The following is a 19,945-nucleotide window of genomic DNA, read 5'->3' as shown; positions in this document are numbered from 1 at the left end:
TCACACGCGCCGGCGCAGGGCGCGCAAGCGCAGCCCCGCGACAAACGCAAGCATGGCCCATGCGACAAAGCTTGCCGGCACCCAGAACGCCGCGCGCTGCATCGTCGCGTCAGCGACCGCCGCCGCCAATCCGCTGGCATTGGCGACCAGGCCGGCGATCGCGGCACCAAATGCAAATCCCATCTGCTGAATGGTCGGCACCGACGATGCCGCGACCACCTCGTCGCCCGCCCTGGCGCTGTCCATGATGCGATGCGCGACCAGCGGCCAGCATTGCCCGATGCCGGCGCCCAGCAGCGCGATGGCCGGAATCAGCAGCACGACGGACGCCGTCGCATTCGGGCCAAGCAGCGCGATCGCCATCAGGCTTGCCCCCATCATGACCGGGCCGATCAGCATCAAACGGTCGGCCGAGCGGCCCGAGAGGCCGGCCGTCAGGATCGAGGCCACGCTCCACCCCATCGACGCACAGGCGACGGCGAATCCGGCCGAGAGCGGGTCGAAGCCGTGCAATTGCTGGAGGAACATCGGCACGTAGATCTGGAGCGGGCTGAAGGTGATGCAGAGCAGCAGCGCGACCCAGAGGCCGACGCCGGTTCCGCTGCGCCACGAGAACGCATCGCTCGGCAGCAGCCGCGTCGGCGCCGTACGGTCCAGCCGCAGCATCGCGACAAACGCCAGGATCGCAGTCACGATCAGCCCGAGCTTCAGCCATGACGACCCCACGGCAGACGTGACTGACGTCGCGGCAATCGCAAGGCAGATCAGCGCGACGCGGCCGAGCGGCACGCGCGCCGCCGACGTCGGCCGCGAGGCGGTCGCGGGCGACAGGACGAAGAAGGCTGCGACCGCGAGCACGACGGCGGTCGCGGCACTCGCGACAAAGGCGCCGCGCCAGCTGGCGAAATGCGCGAACAGTCCGCCGACCAGCGGCCCGATCAGCACCGACATGCTCCAGCTCATCGACATCAGGGCGATGGTTCGCGACCACATGCTCTCGGGAAACGTCGCGCGCACCAGCACATAGGCCACCGCGGCCTCCAGACCGCCGCCAAATCCCTGGATCAGCCGGCCGGCCACGATCCATCCCATCGCCGGGGCGAGCGAACACAGCACGGCACCGAGGCCGAAGATCACGACCCCGGCACAATAGACCCGCCGTGCACCGAAGGTGGTCGACAGCACGCCGACGCAGCTTGCCGCGACGATGGAAGAAGCCAGATAGGCGGTGGTCGGCCAGCTCAACATCGTGACGCCGCCGAGCTCGCCGACGATCGACGGCAACACCGTCGTTAGCATCAGCACGTTCATGGATTGCAGCAGGACGCCACCGAGCAGGATGGCGAGTGTCGGAATCCATTCGCGCTTGAGGAGCGATCGCCACCCCTCCTGAACCACGTCCTGCTTCATGTCGGAAGCCTCCTTCCGGACCGACGCTCCGGCAGTTGCCTGCGACAGCAATCGTGCTATTTTAGATAGCATCTTGTTTCTAAAATATTCCCGTGAGTCAAGACGACACCCGTAGCCAGGATCGCATCCTGTTCCAATTGAAGACCCGCGGCCCGCAGACCGCCGCGGAGATCGGCGCGCGCCTCGAGATGACGCCGGCCGGCGCGCGTCAGCACCTCGTCAAGCTCGAGGCGGCCGGCCTCGTCGCAAGCGACCACCAGCGGGAAGGCCGCGGCCGGCCGCGGAAATACTGGCGGCTGACGCCGCGCGGTCACGAGCGCTTCCCCGACCGCCATTCCGATCTCACGCTCGATCTGCTGCGCTCGATGCAGGCGGTGTTCGGCGAGCGCGGCATGGAGACGCTGATCGAGCATCGGGAACGCGCCAGCATCGCCGACTACCGCAAGGCGGTTGGAACGGAGGGCTCGCTACGTCGGCGATTGGCATCGCTGGCGCGGCTGCGCAGCCGGGAAGGCTATATGGCGAGTGTGCTCAAGGACGCGGACGGCTTTCTTCTGGTCGAGAACCACTGCCCAATCTGCGCCGCGGCGGCGGCCTGCCAGGGTCTTTGCCGCTCGGAGCTTGCGGTGTTCCGCGCGGTGCTGGGGCCCGATGTCACGATCGAACGCGTCGATCACATCCTGGCCGGCGCACGACGCTGCGCCTACCGGATCACACCAGCCCTGTAGCGATCAACTCGACCGCGTGCCTTGGCGCCACTGGCCGAGCGAACGCAGGGTTTCCGGAGCAGATCGTAGGATGGGTGGAGCGTAGCGATACCCATCAGCTTCTTTCGCCGTATTTCCCCTCAAGGCCGGCCACGTCGCCTGCCCAATCCGGGGGATAGACACCGTCCCGCACAAACCGATGAAACGACGAGTGCGGCCAGTCTCCGACACGTGTTACCAGACCATGCTTGACCGGATTGATGTGGACGTAGTCGATGTGGCGCGAAAAATCGTCCTCATCACGGATCGTATGCTCCCAGTAGCGCCGCTGCCACACGCCGCGCTCGCCTTTACCTGCGCGACTGCTTGAAACAGGTTCGCCGCCGGCAAGCTGCCGAGAGAACCAGGTCTTGATCAGCCTCCACCGCATGGCGAAGTCAGCATCCCCCTCCGGCATCGTCCAGACAGTATGGAGATGTTCCGGCAACACCACGATTGCATCGTTCGAGAACGGATGGTGCTGCCGGGTCTCGCGGAAGGCCGCCCGTAATGCATCAATATTTTCGGTCAGGAGCCGCTGCCGACGATCTGCCAAGTTGACGGTAAAGAAAAAACAGCCTCCGGCAATGAAATTGCGGCGGTAGCCGGTCATGCAGGCATGCTCGGTGGGTGGGATGATGGGTATCGCTTCGCTCCACCCATCCTACAGTCCTACGAATTCCCCGTCAGCTCGACGGCGTGCCCTGGCGCCACTGGCCGCCGGCGATCTTGGCGGCGGCGATCACGGCCTGGGTCCGGCTTTCGACGCCGAGCTTCTGGAGGATGGCCGAGACATGGGCCTTGATGGTCGCTTCGGAGACGCCGAGCTCATAGGCGATCTGCTTGTTGAGCAGCCCCTCGGACAGCATCATCAGCACCCGCACCTGTTGCGGGGTGAGCGTCACCAGACGGTCACGCAGCCGGGTCATGTCGGGATCGCCGGCAGCCGACAGATCGGTATCCGGCGGAACCCAGACGTCGCCCTCCATCACCTTCATGATGGCATCCCGCAGCGTCTCGACGCCGAAGCGCTTGGGGATGAACCCCGAGGCGCCGAAGTCGAGCGAGCGGCGGATGGTTCCGGCGTCGTCGCTGGCGGAGACGATGACCACCGGGATCGCCGGATATTGCGCCCGCAGATAGATCAGCCCGGAAAAGCCGCTGATCCCCGGCATCGACAGGTCGAGCATGATCAGGTCGACCTCGGAGTCCCGTTCCAGCAGCGCGGTCAGGTCCTCGAACGATCCGGCCTCGCTGATCGTGGCCGAGCTCACGACACTGGACACCGCCTGGCGCAACGCATCGCGAAAAAGCGGATGGTCGTCGGCGATGACAAGATGAGTATTGGCAGCAGCGTTCATCTCAGTCCCACTTGCAGGCTTTGGCAAACCCGCGCCGTTCGGTTGTCGCCCGCGCGGCAGTACCACGCAAGGGCCCGGTAATACCAGATGCCAAAGCAGTTAACCCGCTTAGCTTGTGCGCCGCAATAGACGCACGCGGGGGCGCTTCGTCCTGGTCTCGCCTCCCAAGATAAGTTCAAGCGTGCAAAAGCCAAAAGTCTTATTGGGGCGGGTTTCACTGCGATGTTACCCTCCAACGCAAGCCGAAGGCTAATTCGAGCCTAACCCGCCAGCCGGGGGCGAGCATCAGCAATAATTTCGGGGGGAGCTATCCAGATGTCCACAATGACTGCAACCTCGGCGCGGCCCGCCGGCATGACGAAGGATGAGCGTTTCGTCATCCTCGCGTCGTCGCTCGGTACCGTGTTCGAGTGGTACGACTTCTATCTCTACGGTTCGCTGGCCGGCATCATCGGCGCGCAGTTCTTCTCCGACTATCCGCCGGCAACGCGCGATATCTTCGCGCTGCTGGCGTTCGCGGCAGGCTTCCTGGTGCGTCCGTTCGGCGCCATCGTGTTCGGCCGGGTCGGCGACATCGTCGGCCGCAAATACACCTTCCTCGTCACCATCCTGATCATGGGCCTGTCGACGTTCATCGTCGGCCTGCTGCCCAACGCCAAGACCATCGGCATCGCCGCGCCGATCATCCTAATCTCGCTCCGCCTGCTGCAAGGCCTCGCGCTCGGCGGCGAATATGGTGGTGCCGCGACCTATGTCGCCGAGCATGCACCGCTCGGCAAGCGCGGCTACTACACCTCGTTCATCCAGACCACGGCAACGCTCGGACTGTTCCTGTCGCTGCTGGTGATCCTGTTCACCCGCACCATCACCGGCGAGAAGGACTTCGCCGAATGGGGCTGGCGCATTCCGTTCCTGGTGTCGGTGCTGCTGCTCGGCATCTCGGTCTGGATCCGTCTGCGGCTGAACGAATCGCCGGTGTTCCAGCGCATGAAGGAGGAAGGCAAGACCTCCAAGGCGCCGCTGACCGAAGCCTTCGCGACCTGGAGCAACGCCAAGATCGTGATCCTCGCGCTGTTCGGCCTCACCATGGGCCAGGCGGTGATCTGGTACACCGGCCAGTTCTACGCGCTGTTCTTCCTGCAATCGATCCTGAAGGTCGACGGCTACACCGCCAACCTCCTGATCGCCTGGTCGCTGCTGCTCGGCACCGGCTTCTTCCTGGTGTGGGGCGCGCTGTCGGACAAGATCGGCCGCAAGCCGATCATCCTGGCGGGCTGTCTGATCGGCGCGCTGACCCTGTTCCCGATCTTCAAGATGATCACGACCAACGCCAACCCGGCGCTGGAAAAGGCCTATGAGACGGTCAAGGTGCAGGTGGTTGCGGATCCGGCAAGCTGCGGCGACCTGTTCAACCCGGTCGGCACCCGCGTCTTCTCGGCACCCTGCGACACCGCCCGCGCCTTCCTCGCCCAGTCGTCGGTGAAGTATTCCACCGTGCCTGGCCCGGCCGGCTCGCCGGTGAAGGTCGTGGTCAACGACAAGGACGTGCCCTACACGGACGCCAAGACGTCGAACCCCGCGATCACCGCGGCGGTGCAGGCGGCGGGCTATCCGAAGGCGGGTGACGCCGGCGTCGTGAAGATGTCGCATCCGTTCGACGTCTTCCGTCCGCAGGTGGCTTCGGTCATCGGACTGCTGTTCATCCTGGTGCTCTACGTCACCATGGTTTACGGCCCGATCGCCGCCATGCTGGTCGAACTGTTCCCGACCCGCATCCGCTACACCTCGATGTCGCTGCCCTATCATATCGGCAACGGCTGGTTCGGCGGCCTGCTCCCGGCGACCGCGTTCGCGATCACCGCCTCGACCGGCGATATCTACTCCGGTCTCTGGTATCCGGTCATCTTCGCGGCCATCACCGTCGTGGTCGGCGCGCTGTTCATCCCGGAGACCAAGGACGTCGACATCTCCAAGACCTGATCGGTCGACCACGCAATCAAGATGCATCGGCCGCGGATCGCTCCGCGGCCGATGTCGTTTCAAGCGGCGACACGAAAGCGTCAGCGCGTGGCGCCGATGAATTGCAGCACGATCTCGCGCCGGTGCGGGCGGGCGCGATGCTCGATCAGATAGATGCCCTGCCAGGTGCCCAGTGCCATTGCGCCATCGAGCACCGGAACCTGCAACGAGGTCGCCGTCAGCATCGTCTTGATATGCGCCGGCATGTCGTCAGGACCTTCGGTGTCGTGACGCCAGCCACCGTCCTCGGGCGCGGCGCGGTCGAGCGCCGTCATCAGGTCGACCAGCACCGTCGGATCGGCATTCTCCTGGATCGTCAGCGACGCCGAGGTATGACGGATGAACAGCGTCACCACGCCCTCGCCGGCACGCACCTCGCGCAGGAATCCTGCGATCTCGCCCGTGATGTCGATGAAGCCCGCGCCCGCTGTCTCGACCAGCAATCGCGACGACGTGATGCTGGTCGCCGGGACGGATGATGGCGCCGAGCGCGAGAATTGCTTCGATGAACTCATGTATCCTCTTGACCGTCGTCCCGGCGAAGGCCCGGGACCCATAACCACCGATATTCATTGGTCAGGCGAGGCGCCAACTCCTAGCCGTCGAAATCGAGAAATCACGGCGTATGGGTCGCGGCCTTCGCCGGGACGACACTGTATGTGTGGCAATCGTCAGATCAGATCTTGCCGCCATTGCTGTCACGCTGGACGCGGTTCGCCATCTCGATCAGCCGCCGCCAGGCCCGCTCCACGAACGACATCATGCGATCCATGTCGCGGTCGCTCGGCAGCGGAATCTCGATCTTGCGCTCGCCCTCGGCGGTCTTCGGCTGCTTCAGCTGGTCCGATTTCGGCAACGCTTCGTCGGTCTTGGCCGACGGTGCGCGCGCCGCAAGCTCACCCCTGAGTTTGTCATTGTCGACTTGCAGCCGCCCGATCTCCGCATCCAGCGCCGCACGCTCGTCGGGCACCAGGTAGCAGGCCCAGCCGGAGCTGGAATTGGTGCAGGTCGACACCGCACCGGTGCGCGTGTCGAGCCGCAGGAAGCCGTCGCCGGCCGGAGACAAGGCGTAACGGCCGTTCTCGGTGTCCGGCGTGGTTTGCGCCGTCGCCGCGCCGCATGAGATCAGGACGGCGGCAATTGCGATCGACAGTTTCGACGGCGACATCGCGATGGGCATGGCTTGCTCCGCCTCAACCTGATTTCCTGCCCCTAGACCTCAGAGCTATAGGGCTTGCGGCCCGACTTCAACGCGTCCTCGAGCAATTCGATCCGGTCCTGTCCCCAGAATACCTCGCCATCGAGCACGTAGCCCGGCGAGCCGAATACGTCGGCGGACAATGCATCCTGGCGGTTCTGCTCATAGGCCGCGCTGATCGCCTCGGCGCCTGAGCGCTCGACCAGCTGCTGCCCGGGCATGCCGGCTGCATCGGCGAGACTTACCAGCGTCGCAGGATCGGCAAGGTTGAGCTGTTGCTCCCAGACGGACGGAAAGGCGCGTTGCAAGAATGGCTCGGGATCGAGGCCCGCCTCGAGCGCCGCGATCACGACGCCATCGGCAAGCCGTCCGTTGAACGGCCAATGCGCCGGTTGCAGATGGAAATTCAGCCCGCGCTTGTCGCGCCAGCGCTGCAACTCGATCATCCGGTAGCGCTGCCGCATCGGATGACGCTTGGCGAGCGGCAATCCGCCGGTCTCCGCGAACAAATCGACCAGCAGCACGGGACGGTAATTTACCTTGAGATCGTAAGTGCTTACGAGTCGAACGAAGGGCTTGTGGCCGATATAGGCCCAAGGTGATTGCAAGGAGAAATAGTAGTCGATCTGGCGCGGCATGCGGAACCTTGATTGCACGAGACGATAGCGATTTTGACTGATCCCAGCAGAGCGGCAAAAGCCACGCAACATCGCTCAATGTCACGCAAGCTGCTGCACTGCGATCGCTGCGTCACTCTGCCCTTGAATATCTCCAAATAAATCCAGCAGAATCAAAGCAATAACTGGTTACGACGCAATCTTGACTTGATTAGACGCGGTAAGTATGGTCCGCGCGGCTTTTGACGGGGACGGGCGCAATTTCCATCAACCGCGGCATCGGTTAGTGTTTGCAGCATGGCTGAAAACACCAACGACGGCGCAAGTGGAAGTCGCGATCAATCGCCTCCTGACGAAGCTGCGCTTTCCGCAAGGCTCGGAAGTCTCGATCATCGGTTGTCAGAAATTCGCGACAGCCGCAGGAACAAGACTGATCAATCCGGTACAGAAAGCGGGGACAGTGCCGCCAGAGCTTCGGCGATGGCGCTCGGTTTTCGTCTTTCCTCGGAGCTGATCGCGGGCGTTGCCGTCGGAGCGGCGATTGGCTGGGGGTTCGACCGTTTGCTGTCGACGTCGCCATTCGGCTTCATCGTGTTAACGCTGCTCGGCTTCGTCGCCGGCGTGGTCAACGTGGTGAGGTCCGCGGGCGTGGCCTCGGGCAAGCGCTGAGCGCTGGCGGGAAGTCACGACATTTGAAATTCGATTACCGGCACGATGGCCGGTGGACCAAGAGCCGCGCGGATGAAAATCGACCCGATCCACCAGTTCAATATCGAGCCCCTCTTCACGCTCGGCCACATCGGCAATCACACGATCGCCTTCACCAATTCGTCGCTCTACATGTTCATCGCGGTGCTGCTGATCGCGCTGCTGATGCTGGCGAGCGGCCGCGAGCTGGTTCCGGGACGGTTGCAGTCGGTTGCCGAAATCTCCTACGAGTTCGTCGCCACCACGATTCGCAGCACGGCCGGCTCGGAAGGCATGAAGTTCTTCCCGCTGATCTTCTCGCTGTTCATGTTCCTCTGCGTCTCGAACCTGGTCGGCGTCATCCCCTACACCTTCACGATCGCAAGCCACCTGATCGTGACCGCAGCTCTCGCGCTGCTGGTGTTCTTCACCGTCCTGATCTACGGCGTCTACAAGAACGGCCTGAAATTCTTCAGCATCTTCGTCCCCCACGGCGTTCCGATCTACATCCTGCCGCTGGTCATGTTCATCGAGATCCTGTCGTTCTTCCTGCGGCCGGTCTCGCACAGCGTTCGTCTGTTCGCCAACATGCTGGCCGGCCACATCGCGCTGAAGGTGTTCGCGGGCTTCGTCGCCATGCTCGGCTTCTCGCTCGGCGCGCTCGGCTGGTTCGGCGGCGTGCTGCCGCTCGCGCTCACCGTTGCGCTGTACGCGCTCGAGCTGCTGGTCGCGTTCCTGCAAGCCTACGTGTTCGCGATCCTGACCTGCATCTACCTCAACGACGCCATTCATCCGGGACACTAAGCGGTCCGGGGAATCTCCACCCACCAATCTGTCTATCTTTCTCAAGGAGCTACAAATGGAACCGGCAGCAGCAAAACTTATCGGCGCGGGCATCGCGTGCATCGGCATGGGCGGTGCGGGCGTCGGCGTGGGCATCATCTTCGGCAACTACCTCGCCGCTGCGGTGCGTAACCCCTCGGCCGCTCAGGGCCAGTTCGGCAACCTGATCTTCGGCTTCGCCGTGACCGAAGCGCTCGGCATCTTCTCGCTGCTGATCGCGCTGCTCCTGCTGTTCGTTCCGCTCTGAGCGGCACTTCCTTCGCGCCGCCCGGGGTTCGTCCAAGGGCGGCGCGCATGACAGCAACAGGAGAACACCATGGCTGAGAGTCATGGCGAGGCAAAAGGCCAGCAGGCCGGCGCCCACACCGAGGCCGATGGTGGACATCACGGCGGAGCCTTTCCGCCGTTCGATTCCTCCAATTTCGCCTCGCAGCTGGTGTCGCTGGCGATCGCATTTGTCGCGCTCTACCTGATCGTGTCGCGTATCGCACTGCCGCGCGTCGGCGGGACGATCGACGCACGTCAGAACAAGATCGAGGGCGATCTGGCCGAGGCGCAGAAGCTGAAGGACGAGTCCGACGCGGCGCTGAAGGCCTATGAAACCGAACTCGCCAACGCACGCGCCAACGCGCAGGCGATCGGCAACGAGACCCGCGAGAAGCTGAACGCGGCCTCGGAAGCCGAGCGCAAGACGCTGGAAGAGAAACTGGCGGTGAAGCTCGCCGACGCCGAGAAGCAGATCGCAACGACCCGGACCAACGCCATGAGCAACGTCCGCGGCATCGCGGCGGATGCGGCCGGCGCCATCGTCCAGCAACTCGCCGGCGTCACGCCGGACGCGAATGCGGTCAACAGCGCCGTCGACGCGTCGCTGAAGGGATAGACGATGTTTTACGAACCGGAAACCTGGGTTGCGATCGCCTTCGTCGTTCTGCTGGTCGTGTTCGGCTATCTCGGCGTCCATCGCACCCTGCTGACGGCGCTCGATCATCGTGCCGAGCGCATCAAGGCCGAGCTGGATGACGCGCGCCGTCTGAAGGACGAGGCCAACAAGCTGCTCGGCGAGTACAAGGCACGCCGCGCCAGCGCGGAGCGCGAGGCCCAGGACATCATCTCCAGCGCCAAGGCCGAAGCCGAGCGGATCGCGGCCGAAGCCAAGACCAAGATGGAAGATTTTGTCGCGCGGCGGACCAAGACTGCCGAGAGCAAGATCGCCCAGGCCGAGGCCCAGGCCGTGGCCGATGTCCGCGCCGCCGCGGCCAACGCCGCGGTGACCGCCGCCTCGACCATCCTGTCGCAGTCGGTCAAGGGCCCGGTTGCCGACGACCTGATCGGCAAGGGCATCGCCGAAGTCCGCTCCAAGCTGAACTGACGCGATCACAACTGGTTACCAAAAAGGCCGGCGCGAGTTGATCGCGCCGGCCTTTTTGTTTGCCTTCAAATGCTCGATCCGCCCACGTTGCGTGGCGCGATCGCCGCGCTACTTCTTCTTGTGCGGGGCGCGCGGCTTGGGCTCCGGCTTCAGGGCCTGCGGATCGAAGCCGATATAGAAGATGTAATTGTCGTTGTCGGCCGGCGACGGCGCCGGATAGACGACATCCTCGGCGACCAGGCTGAACGGCACGCTGCCGCTCTCGTCCATCTGCACCGTGGTGGTGTAGGCCTTGGTCGCGATCGTCTTCTCGCCGACGCCGCCCTGCACCACGGCGACGCGCAGCGGCACCTGAATGGTCGGCGGGGCGCCCTGGGGACCGACGATGATCCGGCCCTGGATACCGATCTTGGCGGTGATCATGCCGCCGCTCAGATTGCATTGCCGCGCGGTGCGGGTGATCGAGGCCAGGAACTTGACGTCGTTGCCGACCGCTTCCTTGCCGGTCGCCGCCACCGAATAGGTCGAGGCCCCGGAGCGGATCTGCACTGGCGGACAGGACAGTTCGGCATCGGCGTCATTGAGCTGCTGCGGCGCGGCCGGAGCCGCCGGCTTGTCCTGGTCGGACGAACCGCCGCCGAACAGGCTCTTGAAGCGGTCGCTCAGCGACTGCGCGGAAGCCCCTGAGGGCAGCAGGGTGGCCCCGAGCCCGATCGACAGCGCCGCTGCGAGCGCGAACCTGATCACCCTGTCACCCATGCGATATCCCCAGAACCTTCAATCCCAGCCTCCGTTTCGCCGGCGTTATAGCAAGGCAATGGCGGCGAACCCAAGGCATCCTTGAGCCCAAGGCAGCCGGAGGCATCGCGGGACGCCGGCCATCAGCCAAAAGACACAAGGGTCAGCCGCCAAAATCCTCGTGCAGCAGGCCGAACAGCAGATGGTCCTGCCAGATCCCGTTGATGCAGAGGTAGCGCCGTGCCAGTCCCTCGCGGGTGAAGCCGCACTTCTCCAGCACGCGGATCGACGGCGCATTGGAGGGAATGCAGGCCGCCTCGATGCGATGCAGATTGAGCTCGCCGAACAGCGACGGCAGCAGCACCCGCAGCGCCGTCGTCATGTAGCCGCGATGCGCGTGCGGCAGGCCCACCCAATAGCCGATCGTGCCGGCCTGCACGATGCCGCGGCGGACATTGGCGAGCGTGATGCCGCCGAGCATCACCCCGTCCGATTCGCGGAAGATGATGAACGGATAGGAGCGGTCGGCGGCGATATCCTCGGTGTAGCGGCGCAGCCTGCGGCGGAAGCCTGCGCGGGTGAGGTCGTCGGAGGGCCAGATCGGCTCCCATGGCGTGAGATAGGCGCGGCTGAATTCGCGCAGTTGCGCCCATTGCGGGAAATCCGACATTTGCGGCGCCCGCAGCAACAGCCCGTGACCGCGCGGCATCAGTGCAGCCGGTCCACCGGACGGCAAACGAAACAGGGCCATGGCCCAACACTCCCCACGACTTCTCCCTCGCCCCGCTCTTGCGGGGAGAGGGTCGGGGTGAGGGGTCATTCCGCAGACTAGATTTGCGGACAAACCCCTCACCCGAAGCCTCCGGCTTCGACCTCTCCCCGCAAGAGCGGGGCGAGGTAGAGCTAACTTCTAGTGCAGCAGCGTCCTTGCCTTCGACTTCGTCAATCCTTCCGCAAAAGATACCGCCGTGTCCAGACCCCTGCCGCTGCCAAGGGCGACGACGGCGGGCCGGCTGCGCGACAGCAGCGCGCGGGCGGCGTTGCGGCTGGATTCGACGCTGACCGCATCGATCCGCGCCACCAGTTCTTCCACCGTCTGCGGCCGGCCATAGGCTAGCACATGGCGTGCCAGCTGTTCGGCCCTGGATGAGCAGCTTTCCAGCGCCATCAACAGCCCGGCCTTCATCTGCGCCTTGGCGCGCGCGACCTCGGCCTCGGTCAAGGTTTCGACGGCGTCATTGATGACGTCGACGATCACCTCCATCATTTCCGGCGCATCGGCGGGATCGGTGCCGGTGTAGAGGCCGAAAAAGCCGGTATCGCTATAGGGCGCATGGAAAGTGTAGATCGAGTAGCACAGCCCGCGCTTCTCGCGGACCTCCTGGAACAGCCGCGACGACATCCCGCCGCCGAGCGTGTTGGTGAAGACCTGTAGCGAGAACAGCGACAGGTCGGTCTGCGGCACGCCTTCGAGCGCCAGCGTCAGATGCGCCTGCTCGAGATCGCGATGCACCACCTTCGAGCCGCCCTTGCCGAACATCGCAGGCACCGGCTTCGGCGCCGGCGTGGCGTCGAAGCTCGCAAACTTCTGCGCGACGTCCTCGACGACGCGCTTGTGATCGACCGCGCCGGCGGCGGCAACCACCATGTCGGGCGCGCGGTAATGCGTCGAGAGGTAGCCGCGCAGCATGTCGCGGTTGAAGGTCTTCAGCGTCTTGGCGGTGCCGAGCAGCGAGCGGCCCATCGGCTGGTCCGGATAGCAGAGCTCGTTGAGATGCTCGAACACGACGTCGTCGGGCGTGTCCTGCGCGGCGCCGATCTCCTGCACGATGACGCTCTTCTCGCGCTCCAGCTCGTCCGGCACGAAGGACGGATTGGCGAGGATGTCGGAGAGCACGTCGAGCGCCAGCGGCACGTCGGCCTTCATCACCCGCGCATAATAGGCGGTGGTCTCGGTCGAGGTCCCGGCATTGAGATCGCCGCCGACCGCCTCGATCTCCTCGACGATCTCGCGCGAGGACCGCCGCGTGGTGCCCTTGAAGGCCATGTGCTCCAGGAGATGCGAGATGCCGTGCTCGTTCGGTTTCTCGTCGCGCCCGCCGACCCCGGCCCAGACCCCGAGCGCCGCGGTTTCCAGATGCGGCATGGTGTCGGTGACGACGGTCAGTCCGCTCGGCAGCTTGGTGATTTCAACGGCCATCAGGCCACTCCCTGCTTGGCGGCCCGGCTGACCGACAGCACGAAGCGCTCGACCTCCGCTGAATCATTCTTCATGACCGTCATGTGTTCGGATTTGCTCATCAGGCCGCCGAGCCAGGCCGGCAATTGCGGCCGCACCCCGCAGGCGGCTTCGACCGCGTCCGGGAATTTCGCCGCATGCGCGGTCGACAGCACGATGTTCGGGATCCTGGAGTCCGAGGTGTCGCGGTCGGCGACCGCGAGCGCCACCGCGGTGTGCGGATCGACCAGATCGCCCGCCTCGCGCCAGGCGGCGCGGATCGCAGCCGCGGTCTCGGTCTCGTCGGCGCGGCCGGCGTCGAAATCGCGGCGCACCGCGGCCAGCGTCGCATCCGGCAGCACGAAGCGGCCGGACTGATTCAGCGAGGCCATCAGGCGGCGGACCTGATCGGCATCACGCCCGCTCGCCTCGAACAACAGCCGCTCGAAATTCGAGGACACCTGGATGTCCATCGACGGCGAGGCGGTGGCGTGCACCTCGCGCACCTCGTAGATGCCGGTCTTCAGCGTGCGCGGCAGGATGTCGTTGACGTTGGCGGCGATGCGCAAGCAGCGGATCGGCAGCCCCATCCGCTTCGCGACATAGCCGGCGAAGATGTCGCCGAAATTGCCGGTCGGCACCGTGAAGTCGACGGTGCGCTGGGGCGATCCAAGCGCCACCGCCGAGGTGAAATAGTAGACCACCTGCGCCACGATGCGCGCCCAGTTGATCGAGTTGACGCCGGACAGCGCGACGCTGTCGCGGAAGCGATGGTTGTTGAACATCGCCTTCACCAGCGCCTGGCAGTCGTCGAACGTGCCCTCGATGGCGAGCGCGTGGACGTTGGCAGCACCCGTCGTCGTCATCATGCGGCGCTGCACCTCGGAGATGCGCCCGTTCGGGAACAGCACCACGAGATCGACATTGTCGAGATTGGCAAAGGCCTCGACCGCGGCGCCGCCGGTATCGCCTGACGTCGCGACCACGATGGTGGTGCGCTGCGCGCGCTTGGCGAGCACGTGATCCATCAGCCGCGAGATCAGCTGCATCGCGACGTCCTTGAACGCCAGGGTCGGGCCGTGGAACAGCTCGAGCGTGAACTGGTTCGGCCCGACCTGGTCGAGCGGCACCACCGCGGGATGCCGGAACGTGGCGTAGGCCTCGTTGGCCATGCGGCCGAGCTCGGCGTCGGAAATCTCGCCGGCGGCAAACGGCCTGATGATCTCGACCGCGACCTCCCAATAGGGACGGCCGAAAAAGCCGGCGATGGTCTCCGGCGATAGCTGCGGCCAGCTCTCGGGCACGTACAGCCCGCCGTCGCGGGCAAGCCCGGTCAGCATCACGTCGCAGAAGCCAAGCACCGGGGCCTCGCCCCTGGTCGAAATATACCGCGTCAAACCGCCCTCCAAAGGCCTCGATCCGAGCCTTAAGCCTTTGATATCATGGATTTATCACGTTCGCGTAACACGCAAACCGAACGGCCACCATAGAAGATCGGGCTGGCAATGGGTAGTCCGTAGCGCGCGTTGCGGGGGCGCGTGGGATGGAGAGTTGGCGACTAGCGCGACTGACCATCGCCCGCACCGCATTCAGCGCTGTCGTCCTGGCCCTCGCCAGATCCATCGTCATTCCGGGGCTCGCGAAGCGAGAGCCCGGAATCCATCAAGCCGCATCATCTGTGGTGAAATGGACGCTGCGCATCGCCCCGGAATGACGATAGAGAGCGCACACGATCCCTACCCTTTCGGCGGCGCCAGCGGCTGCACGATCTCCTGGAACGGCGGCAGTGCCTCGCAGCGCGCCGCATGCGCCCGCAGCGCCGGATAGCGCGCGTCGAACAGATGCGGATGTGCTTCGCCGGTGAACCGCAAGGCGCAGGCCACCGCGATGTCGGCGTGACCGATGCGATCGCCCAACCAATAGGGCGTCTCGACCGCCGTCCGCTCCTGCTCCAGCGCCGCGAGCACGCGGGCAATCTGCCCCTCGCAGCGCTCGACCCACAGCTTGAGCTGCTCCTTGCGCAGCACCCGCTCGTAGACCAGGCTGACCGCCTTGTCGGCGAGCCCGGTCGCCAGTGCCATGATGCGCAGATGCCGGCGCCGCTCGATGCCGGAACGCGCAATCATCGCCTTGTCCGGCCCGACCAGTTCGTCGAGATAATCCAGGATCGCCCCGCTCTCGATCAGCGCCTCGCCGTCGTCGAGCACCAGCGTCGGCACCCGCTGCACCGGATTGAACGTCGCAACCTTCTCCGCATCGCCGAAGGTCGACCATGGCCTGTGCTCGAAGCGCAAGCCATAGAGCCGCAGCGCGATCGCGGTGCGGCGGACAAAGGGCGAGTCGTACTGGCCGATCAGGAACATCGTTTCACCTCATCATCGGACATGCCGCGGCAAACCGCTGCCGCGAAAGCAGGGCTTTCGAGGTGTGGCGGCCGGGCCGAGGTCAAAGGTTGCGCTTTGCACCATCCTAGATGGGCTGCGCGGCATTGCAACACTGCTGAGTCATTGCAATGAGGCATTGCCAGCACTGAGTCGCATATCCAGTGTCGTCCCTGCGAAAGCAGGGACCCATAACCACCGGCTTTCGTCGCGGCCGATGCTGCCTGCCCCAGCGCTGCAAGCCAACTCACTTCAGTGGTTATGGGTCCCGGGTCGCGCTTACGCTTGCCCGGGACGACGGCGGTGTTCGGAGCCGCACCTATTCAATCACCGGCACATGCCTCGCCGCATCGCGCGGCGCCATGCCGTTGAGCCTCGGATCGTCGGCGACTTCGATCTGCCGGCGGAACGCGCGAAAGCCCGAGCGCTGGTAGAACGCGACCGCGGAAGGATGGTCCAAGGTGCATGTGTGCACCCAGACGCGGCTGACGTCGCGCGACCAGGCGATCTCGAGCGCGCGGTTCATCAGGAAGCGCGCCGCGCCGGTGCCGATCAATTTTGCGGTGACGCCGAAATAAAGCAGCTCGCAATTGCCGGGCACGCTGAAATCGAGCTCGAGCAGGCCTTCGTCATGGCCATCGACGACCAGCCCGTAAAGCTCGATGCCGGGCCCGTGGATTCTTGACGCAAGATCGGCGTCATCGAGCCCGGTGCGGCTGAACCACAGCCACTCCTCCCCGACGCGGCGGTAGAGCTCGCGATACCAGTCGAGCGCGGGCGGCTCGACCTTGCGCAGGCGCCACGCGCCCGGCGACTCATCGCGCAACGGCGGGCGCGCGGTCATTTCCAGATAGGTGACGACGGCGGCGACCTTGCCGTGGGGAATGTCGGAATATCCGTCGGGCAGCAGCATCGCGATCCCTGTTTCCATATTGCCGGCGAGAAATATCCGCGTGTCTCGCCGCAGATGCAATGCAACGCTGCGTAACAAAGTTACCGATTTGTCAGTCGGGATTTCGGCGAATCAGGAGCTCCATGTGGAGAGGCCACCGGAGCAAACACCGTGTCGCGCCATCACACGCTGCCGCCGATCATCTATACGCCGCCGCCCCCGAAGCCGAAGCCCACGCGCCGGCGGCGCGGCATCGGTTACGCCTATGGCGCAGGCGCCGCCAACGAGGCTGAGGATATCGGCGACGGCGCGCCGGTGCGCAGCGCGCCGGTCGTGCCGCAGCATACGCGCCCGGTCGAAACCGTCGAGCGGCGCACGCCGTCACCGAACGGCAAGCTCAGCGACGATACGCTGCGCGCGATGCTGGAATTGCAGGAGAAGCAGGAGGGGTAGCGCAACAGCGCCTGCCGCACACCCTGTGTCGTCCCAGCGCAGGCCGGGCCCCCATTGCCACAGGGTTTTGTTGTCGGGGCACGCTGCGGCCCCAGCGTCGCAAGACGATCGGCATTCGTGGTTATGGGTCCCGGCCTGCGCCGGGACGACGGCGGAGGTTGCTGGACGGGCCGTCCCCTCACTCCCCTTCGTCGCTCGCCAGCACGCCCTTCACCGCGCGGGCCCAGCCGGCGAGCTTGCGGTCGCGCGTCGCTTCGCTCATCGCCGGGCGGAAGCGGTGCTCGAGCCGCCAATTGTCGGCGAACTTCGCGGGCTCCGGATAGACGCCGGCCTCAAGGCCGGCGAGATAGGCGGCGCCCAATGCCGTGGTCTCCTGGATCATCGGGCGGTCGACCGGCGCGTTGAGCAGGTCGGCGAGCCGCTGCATGGTCCAGTCGGAGGCGGTCATGCCGCCGTCGACGCGCAGCACGGTGTTGGCAGCGTTGGCCTCGGGCCAGTCGGTGCGCATCGCGGCCCACAGATCGAAGGTCTGGTAGCAGACGCTCTCCAGCGTCGCATGCGCGAGCTCGGCCGGGCCGGTGTTGCGGGTCAGCCCGAACAGCGCGCCGCGCACACGCGGATTCCAGTAAGGCGCGCCCATGCCGACGAAGGCCGGCACGAGATAGACGCTCTGCATGCTGTCGGACTTGTCGGCGAGAGGTCCGGTCTCGGCGGCGTGCTTGATGATGCCGAGCCCGTCGCGCAGCCACTGCACCGCGGAGCCGGCGACGAAGATCGAGCCTTCCAGCGCGTAGGTGCGCTGGCCGCCGAGCTGATAGGCGATCGTGGTCAGCAGCTTGTTCTTCGAGGCCACCGGCGTGATGCCGGTGTTGAGCAGCGCGAAGCAGCCGGTGCCGTAGGTCGATTTCATCATGCCGGGCTCGAAGCAGGCCTGGCCGATGGTCGCGGCCTGCTGGTCGCCGGCGATCCCGGAGATCGCAATCGGGCCGCCGAACAGATCAGCGGTGCTCTCGCCGAACCGGGCGGAGGAATCCTTCACCTCTGGGAGCATCGAGCGCGGCACGCGCAAGAGGTTGATGAGATCGTCGTCCCAGGCACCGGTGTGGATGTTGAACAGCAGCGTGCGCGAGGCGTTGGTGGCGTCGGTGGCGTGCACGCGGCCGCCGGTGAGCCGCCACAGCAGATAGCAGTCGACGGTGCCGAACAACAGCTCGCCGCGCTCGGCGCGTTCGCGCGCGCCCGGCACGTGATCGAGGATCCAGGCGACTTTGGTGCCCGAGAAATACGGATCGATGATCAGGCCGGTCTTCGCCGAGATCGCGGGCTCATGGCCTTCGGCCTTCAACCTGGCGCAGATGTCGGCGGTGCGGCGGTCCTGCCAGACGATCGCGCGGTGCACGGCCTGGCCGGTGGCGCGGTCCCACACCACGGTGGTCTCGCGCTGGTTGGTGATGCCGATCGCGGCAATGTCCTTGGCCTTCAGGCCGGCCTTCTCCAGCGCCTCGCGGCACACCATGATGGTCGAGGTCCAGATGTCCTCCGGCTCGTGCTCGACCCAGCCGGAGGCCGGGAAATGCTGCGGAAACTCCTGCTGCGCCACCGCGGCGATGGAGATGTCGCTGCGAAACACCATGGCGCGCGACGAAGTGGTGCCCTGATCGATGGCCAGCACGAAAGACATGAGCGTTTCCCTTGAGGCTTGGTCGAGGCGCCAAGGGAGCGGATTACCGCGGTGAGGTCAAGCTGGGACGGCAATGGCGAGAGACCTATGGGCCTAGGGCGCAAGTGGCGCCACACGCTCCGCCGTCGTCCCGGCGAAGGCCGGGACCCATACTCCGCGGCGGATGTTGTAGGCGGGACTCGTCATTCCTAGAGCGCGCGACAATAACCCTCGGTGGTTATGGGTCCCGGCCTTCGCCGGGACGACACCGAATGCTTGGTGCCGCCGGTGATTCATGCGCTTACGTTCTCTGCCGCGCGCCAGCGGGCCAGCGCGAAGCGCGGCTGATCACATCGGCCGGTAGGTGCGCACGTCCGCCGGCACGTTGACGCCGATCTTGATCGCGCCGACCGAGCGGATGATGTCGTCGCCGAGCAACTGGGCGAAGCACGCATAGCCCCAGTCGTTCATGTGCAGGCCGTCGGCGATGACGAAATCGTTGATCGGGATCGCCTGCTTCTCGTGCCAGTCGCGCATCACCTCGAAGCGCGGGAAGATGCCGACATGGCGCAGCGCGGCGATGCGGCCGAGCAGCTTCACCATGCCGCGCGCGCTTTCGGGGCGCTCGGTGACGCGCGGCGAATATTGCGGATCGACCAGCACGACGTCGGCGCCGTCGGCCTGGATGCGCGCCACGCCGTCCTCGACCTGCTTCTCGGTCTCGGCCGGATCGAGATTGCGCAGCACCGCATTGGTGCCGACCTGCCAGATCACCATGTCGGGATGCACGTCGATCACTTCGGTCTGCAACCGCTTCATCATCTCCGGCGCATCCTCGCCGCCCTTGCCGCGGTTGAGCACGGTGATGTCGGCAGAGGGATATTGCCGGCGCAACTGGCCGGCGAGCCGGCTCGGATAGGTGAATTCCGGCGCCGACGACCCATAGCCCTGGGTCGAGGACGAGCCGAACGCGATGATGACGACGGGCCGGCCGGCAGCGAGCTTGGCCGCGACATGCGGCAGCGAGCCGGTGGTGTTGGCGACGCCGTTGGGCTGCTGACAGGGGACGCGATGGAAGATGTCGCTCGCCGAGCGCGCGACCTGCTTCACCTTGTCGAGCGCCTGCGAGGCGATGCCGGGCTGTTGCGAAGTGGCGACGTCGGTTGCCATCGCAGCCGGCTTGCTGGCATCGGACCGTGCGGTTTCAACCCTGGCACCCGATGAGAGCGCCGCATGCTGGTCGCCCTGGGTCTGCGCGCGCGACGGCGCAGCCGCGAACGGCGCAAACACCACCAGCGCTGCTGCGGCGCACCGGCGTCGCGCTGCGCGAGAGCGAAAAGGGAAGGCAAA

The 19,945-nt window shown here is 65.4% G+C and carries 22 protein-coding genes; 8 read left to right on the top strand and 14 right to left on the bottom strand.

Going from position 1 to position 19,945, the window contains the following annotated elements:
- Complete coding sequence (locus CWS35_RS10390) at positions 1-1,410, bottom strand: MFS transporter (RefSeq protein ID WP_157817107.1); 1,410 nt, start codon at positions 1,408-1,410, stop codon at positions 1-3.
- 92 nt (positions 1,411-1,502) lie between these two features.
- Here CWS35_RS10390 and CWS35_RS10385 point away from each other — a divergent pair, with 92 nt between their 5' ends.
- Positions 1,503-2,138 (top strand): metalloregulator ArsR/SmtB family transcription factor, encoded by a 636-nt coding sequence (locus CWS35_RS10385; protein WP_210202779.1) that lies wholly within the window; start codon positions 1,503-1,505, stop codon positions 2,136-2,138.
- Between the two features lie 94 nt (positions 2,139-2,232).
- Here CWS35_RS10385 and CWS35_RS10380 read toward each other — a convergent pair whose 3' ends face one another.
- Entirely contained in the window at positions 2,233-2,769 is a 537-nt protein-coding gene (locus CWS35_RS10380; protein WP_100951836.1) for a transposase, read from the bottom strand.
- 73 nt (positions 2,770-2,842) lie between these two features.
- Positions 2,843-3,517 carry a response regulator transcription factor gene (locus CWS35_RS10375; RefSeq protein WP_024579009.1) on the bottom strand — a complete coding sequence of 225 codons (675 nt, stop codon included), beginning with the start codon at positions 3,515-3,517 and terminating at the stop codon, positions 2,843-2,845.
- Positions 3,518-3,871: 354 nt separating this feature from the next.
- Here CWS35_RS10375 and CWS35_RS10370 point away from each other — a divergent pair, with 354 nt between their 5' ends.
- A complete protein-coding gene (locus tag CWS35_RS10370) occupies positions 3,872-5,497 on the top strand; it encodes an MFS transporter (protein ID WP_024579008.1) in 1,626 nt (541 codons plus the stop codon).
- 80 nt (positions 5,498-5,577) lie between these two features.
- On the opposite strand, the gene CWS35_RS10365 is transcribed toward CWS35_RS10370, so the two are convergent.
- From CWS35_RS10365 to CWS35_RS10355, 3 genes are all read right to left on the bottom strand, one after another.
- Positions 5,578-6,051, bottom strand: coding sequence for a secondary thiamine-phosphate synthase enzyme YjbQ (locus tag CWS35_RS10365; protein WP_100951835.1), 474 nt, complete (start codon positions 6,049-6,051; stop codon positions 5,578-5,580).
- A 161-nt stretch (positions 6,052-6,212) separates the two neighbouring features.
- Positions 6,213-6,716 (bottom strand): hypothetical protein, encoded by a 504-nt coding sequence (locus CWS35_RS10360; RefSeq protein WP_100951834.1) that lies wholly within the window; start codon positions 6,714-6,716, stop codon positions 6,213-6,215.
- Between the two features lie 32 nt (positions 6,717-6,748).
- A complete protein-coding gene (locus CWS35_RS10355; protein WP_024579005.1) occupies positions 6,749-7,372 on the bottom strand; it encodes a 2-hydroxychromene-2-carboxylate isomerase in 624 nt (207 codons plus the stop codon).
- Positions 7,373-7,648: 276 nt separating this feature from the next.
- On the opposite strand from CWS35_RS10355, the gene CWS35_RS10350 reads away from it, so the two are divergent.
- The 5 genes from CWS35_RS10350 to CWS35_RS10330 all read left to right on the top strand — a co-directional run bounded on the left by CWS35_RS10350 (position 7,649) and on the right by CWS35_RS10330 (position 10,253).
- Positions 7,649-8,020 carry an AtpZ/AtpI family protein gene (locus tag CWS35_RS10350; RefSeq protein ID WP_024579004.1) on the top strand — a complete coding sequence of 124 codons (372 nt, stop codon included), beginning with the start codon at positions 7,649-7,651 and terminating at the stop codon, positions 8,018-8,020.
- 72 nt (positions 8,021-8,092) lie between these two features.
- Positions 8,093-8,842 carry a F0F1 ATP synthase subunit A gene (locus CWS35_RS10345; RefSeq protein WP_024579003.1) on the top strand — a complete coding sequence of 250 codons (750 nt, stop codon included), beginning with the start codon at positions 8,093-8,095 and terminating at the stop codon, positions 8,840-8,842.
- Positions 8,843-8,897: 55 nt separating this feature from the next.
- The gene (locus tag CWS35_RS10340) at positions 8,898-9,128 is read left to right on the top strand and encodes a F0F1 ATP synthase subunit C (RefSeq protein WP_016847054.1); all 231 of its coding nucleotides are present in this window, start codon (positions 8,898-8,900) and stop codon (positions 9,126-9,128) included.
- A gap of 69 nt (positions 9,129-9,197) precedes the next feature.
- Positions 9,198-9,764, top strand: a complete 567-nt coding sequence (locus CWS35_RS10335; RefSeq protein WP_100951833.1) for a F0F1 ATP synthase subunit B — start codon at positions 9,198-9,200, stop codon at positions 9,762-9,764.
- Positions 9,765-9,767: 3 nt separating this feature from the next.
- Positions 9,768-10,253, top strand: coding sequence for an ATP F0F1 synthase subunit B (locus tag CWS35_RS10330; protein WP_024579001.1), 486 nt, complete (start codon positions 9,768-9,770; stop codon positions 10,251-10,253).
- A gap of 108 nt (positions 10,254-10,361) precedes the next feature.
- Here CWS35_RS10330 and CWS35_RS10325 read toward each other — a convergent pair whose 3' ends face one another.
- From CWS35_RS10325 to CWS35_RS10300, 6 genes are all read right to left on the bottom strand, one after another.
- Positions 10,362-11,012 (bottom strand): hypothetical protein, encoded by a 651-nt coding sequence (locus CWS35_RS10325; RefSeq protein ID WP_100951832.1) that lies wholly within the window; start codon positions 11,010-11,012, stop codon positions 10,362-10,364.
- A gap of 142 nt (positions 11,013-11,154) precedes the next feature.
- Positions 11,155-11,742: a GNAT family N-acetyltransferase gene (locus CWS35_RS10320; protein ID WP_024578999.1), complete on the bottom strand. Its 588-nt coding sequence runs from the start codon at positions 11,740-11,742 to the stop codon at positions 11,155-11,157.
- Positions 11,743-11,901: 159 nt separating this feature from the next.
- A complete protein-coding gene (locus tag CWS35_RS10315; RefSeq protein WP_100951831.1) occupies positions 11,902-13,191 on the bottom strand; it encodes a pitrilysin family protein in 1,290 nt (429 codons plus the stop codon).
- Entirely contained in the window at positions 13,191-14,606 is a 1,416-nt protein-coding gene (thrC, locus tag CWS35_RS10310; RefSeq protein WP_168226298.1) for a threonine synthase, read from the bottom strand. Before thrC ends, CWS35_RS10315 begins: the two co-directional genes overlap by 1 nt.
- 339 nt (positions 14,607-14,945) lie before the next feature.
- Entirely contained in the window at positions 14,946-15,572 is a 627-nt protein-coding gene (locus CWS35_RS10305; protein ID WP_024578996.1) for a glutathione S-transferase family protein, read from the bottom strand.
- A 337-nt stretch (positions 15,573-15,909) separates the two neighbouring features.
- Complete coding sequence (locus tag CWS35_RS10300) at positions 15,910-16,503, bottom strand: N-acetyltransferase (protein ID WP_100951829.1); 594 nt, start codon at positions 16,501-16,503, stop codon at positions 15,910-15,912.
- Between the two features lie 150 nt (positions 16,504-16,653).
- Between CWS35_RS10300 and CWS35_RS10295 the strand changes: the two genes are divergently transcribed.
- Positions 16,654-16,935, top strand: a complete 282-nt coding sequence (locus tag CWS35_RS10295) for a hypothetical protein (RefSeq protein ID WP_100951828.1) — start codon at positions 16,654-16,656, stop codon at positions 16,933-16,935.
- A 178-nt stretch (positions 16,936-17,113) separates the two neighbouring features.
- Here the strand turns inward: CWS35_RS10295 and glpK are convergent, their stop codons facing one another.
- Both glpK and CWS35_RS10285 read right to left on the bottom strand, forming a co-directional pair.
- Positions 17,114-18,616, bottom strand: a complete 1,503-nt coding sequence (glpK, locus tag CWS35_RS10290; RefSeq protein WP_100951827.1) for a glycerol kinase GlpK — start codon at positions 18,614-18,616, stop codon at positions 17,114-17,116.
- Between the two features lie 327 nt (positions 18,617-18,943).
- Positions 18,944-19,885 (bottom strand): SGNH/GDSL hydrolase family protein, encoded by a 942-nt coding sequence (locus tag CWS35_RS10285; protein WP_371682843.1) that lies wholly within the window; start codon positions 19,883-19,885, stop codon positions 18,944-18,946.
- Between the last annotated feature and the right edge of the window lie 60 nt (positions 19,886-19,945).

It is taken from the genome of Bradyrhizobium sp. SK17, from assembly GCF_002831585.1.
Lineage (GTDB): Bacteria > Pseudomonadota > Alphaproteobacteria > Rhizobiales > Xanthobacteraceae > Bradyrhizobium.
The sequence above is the reverse complement of the archived record's forward strand: the minus strand, read 5'-3'. Positions and strand labels throughout refer to the sequence as shown.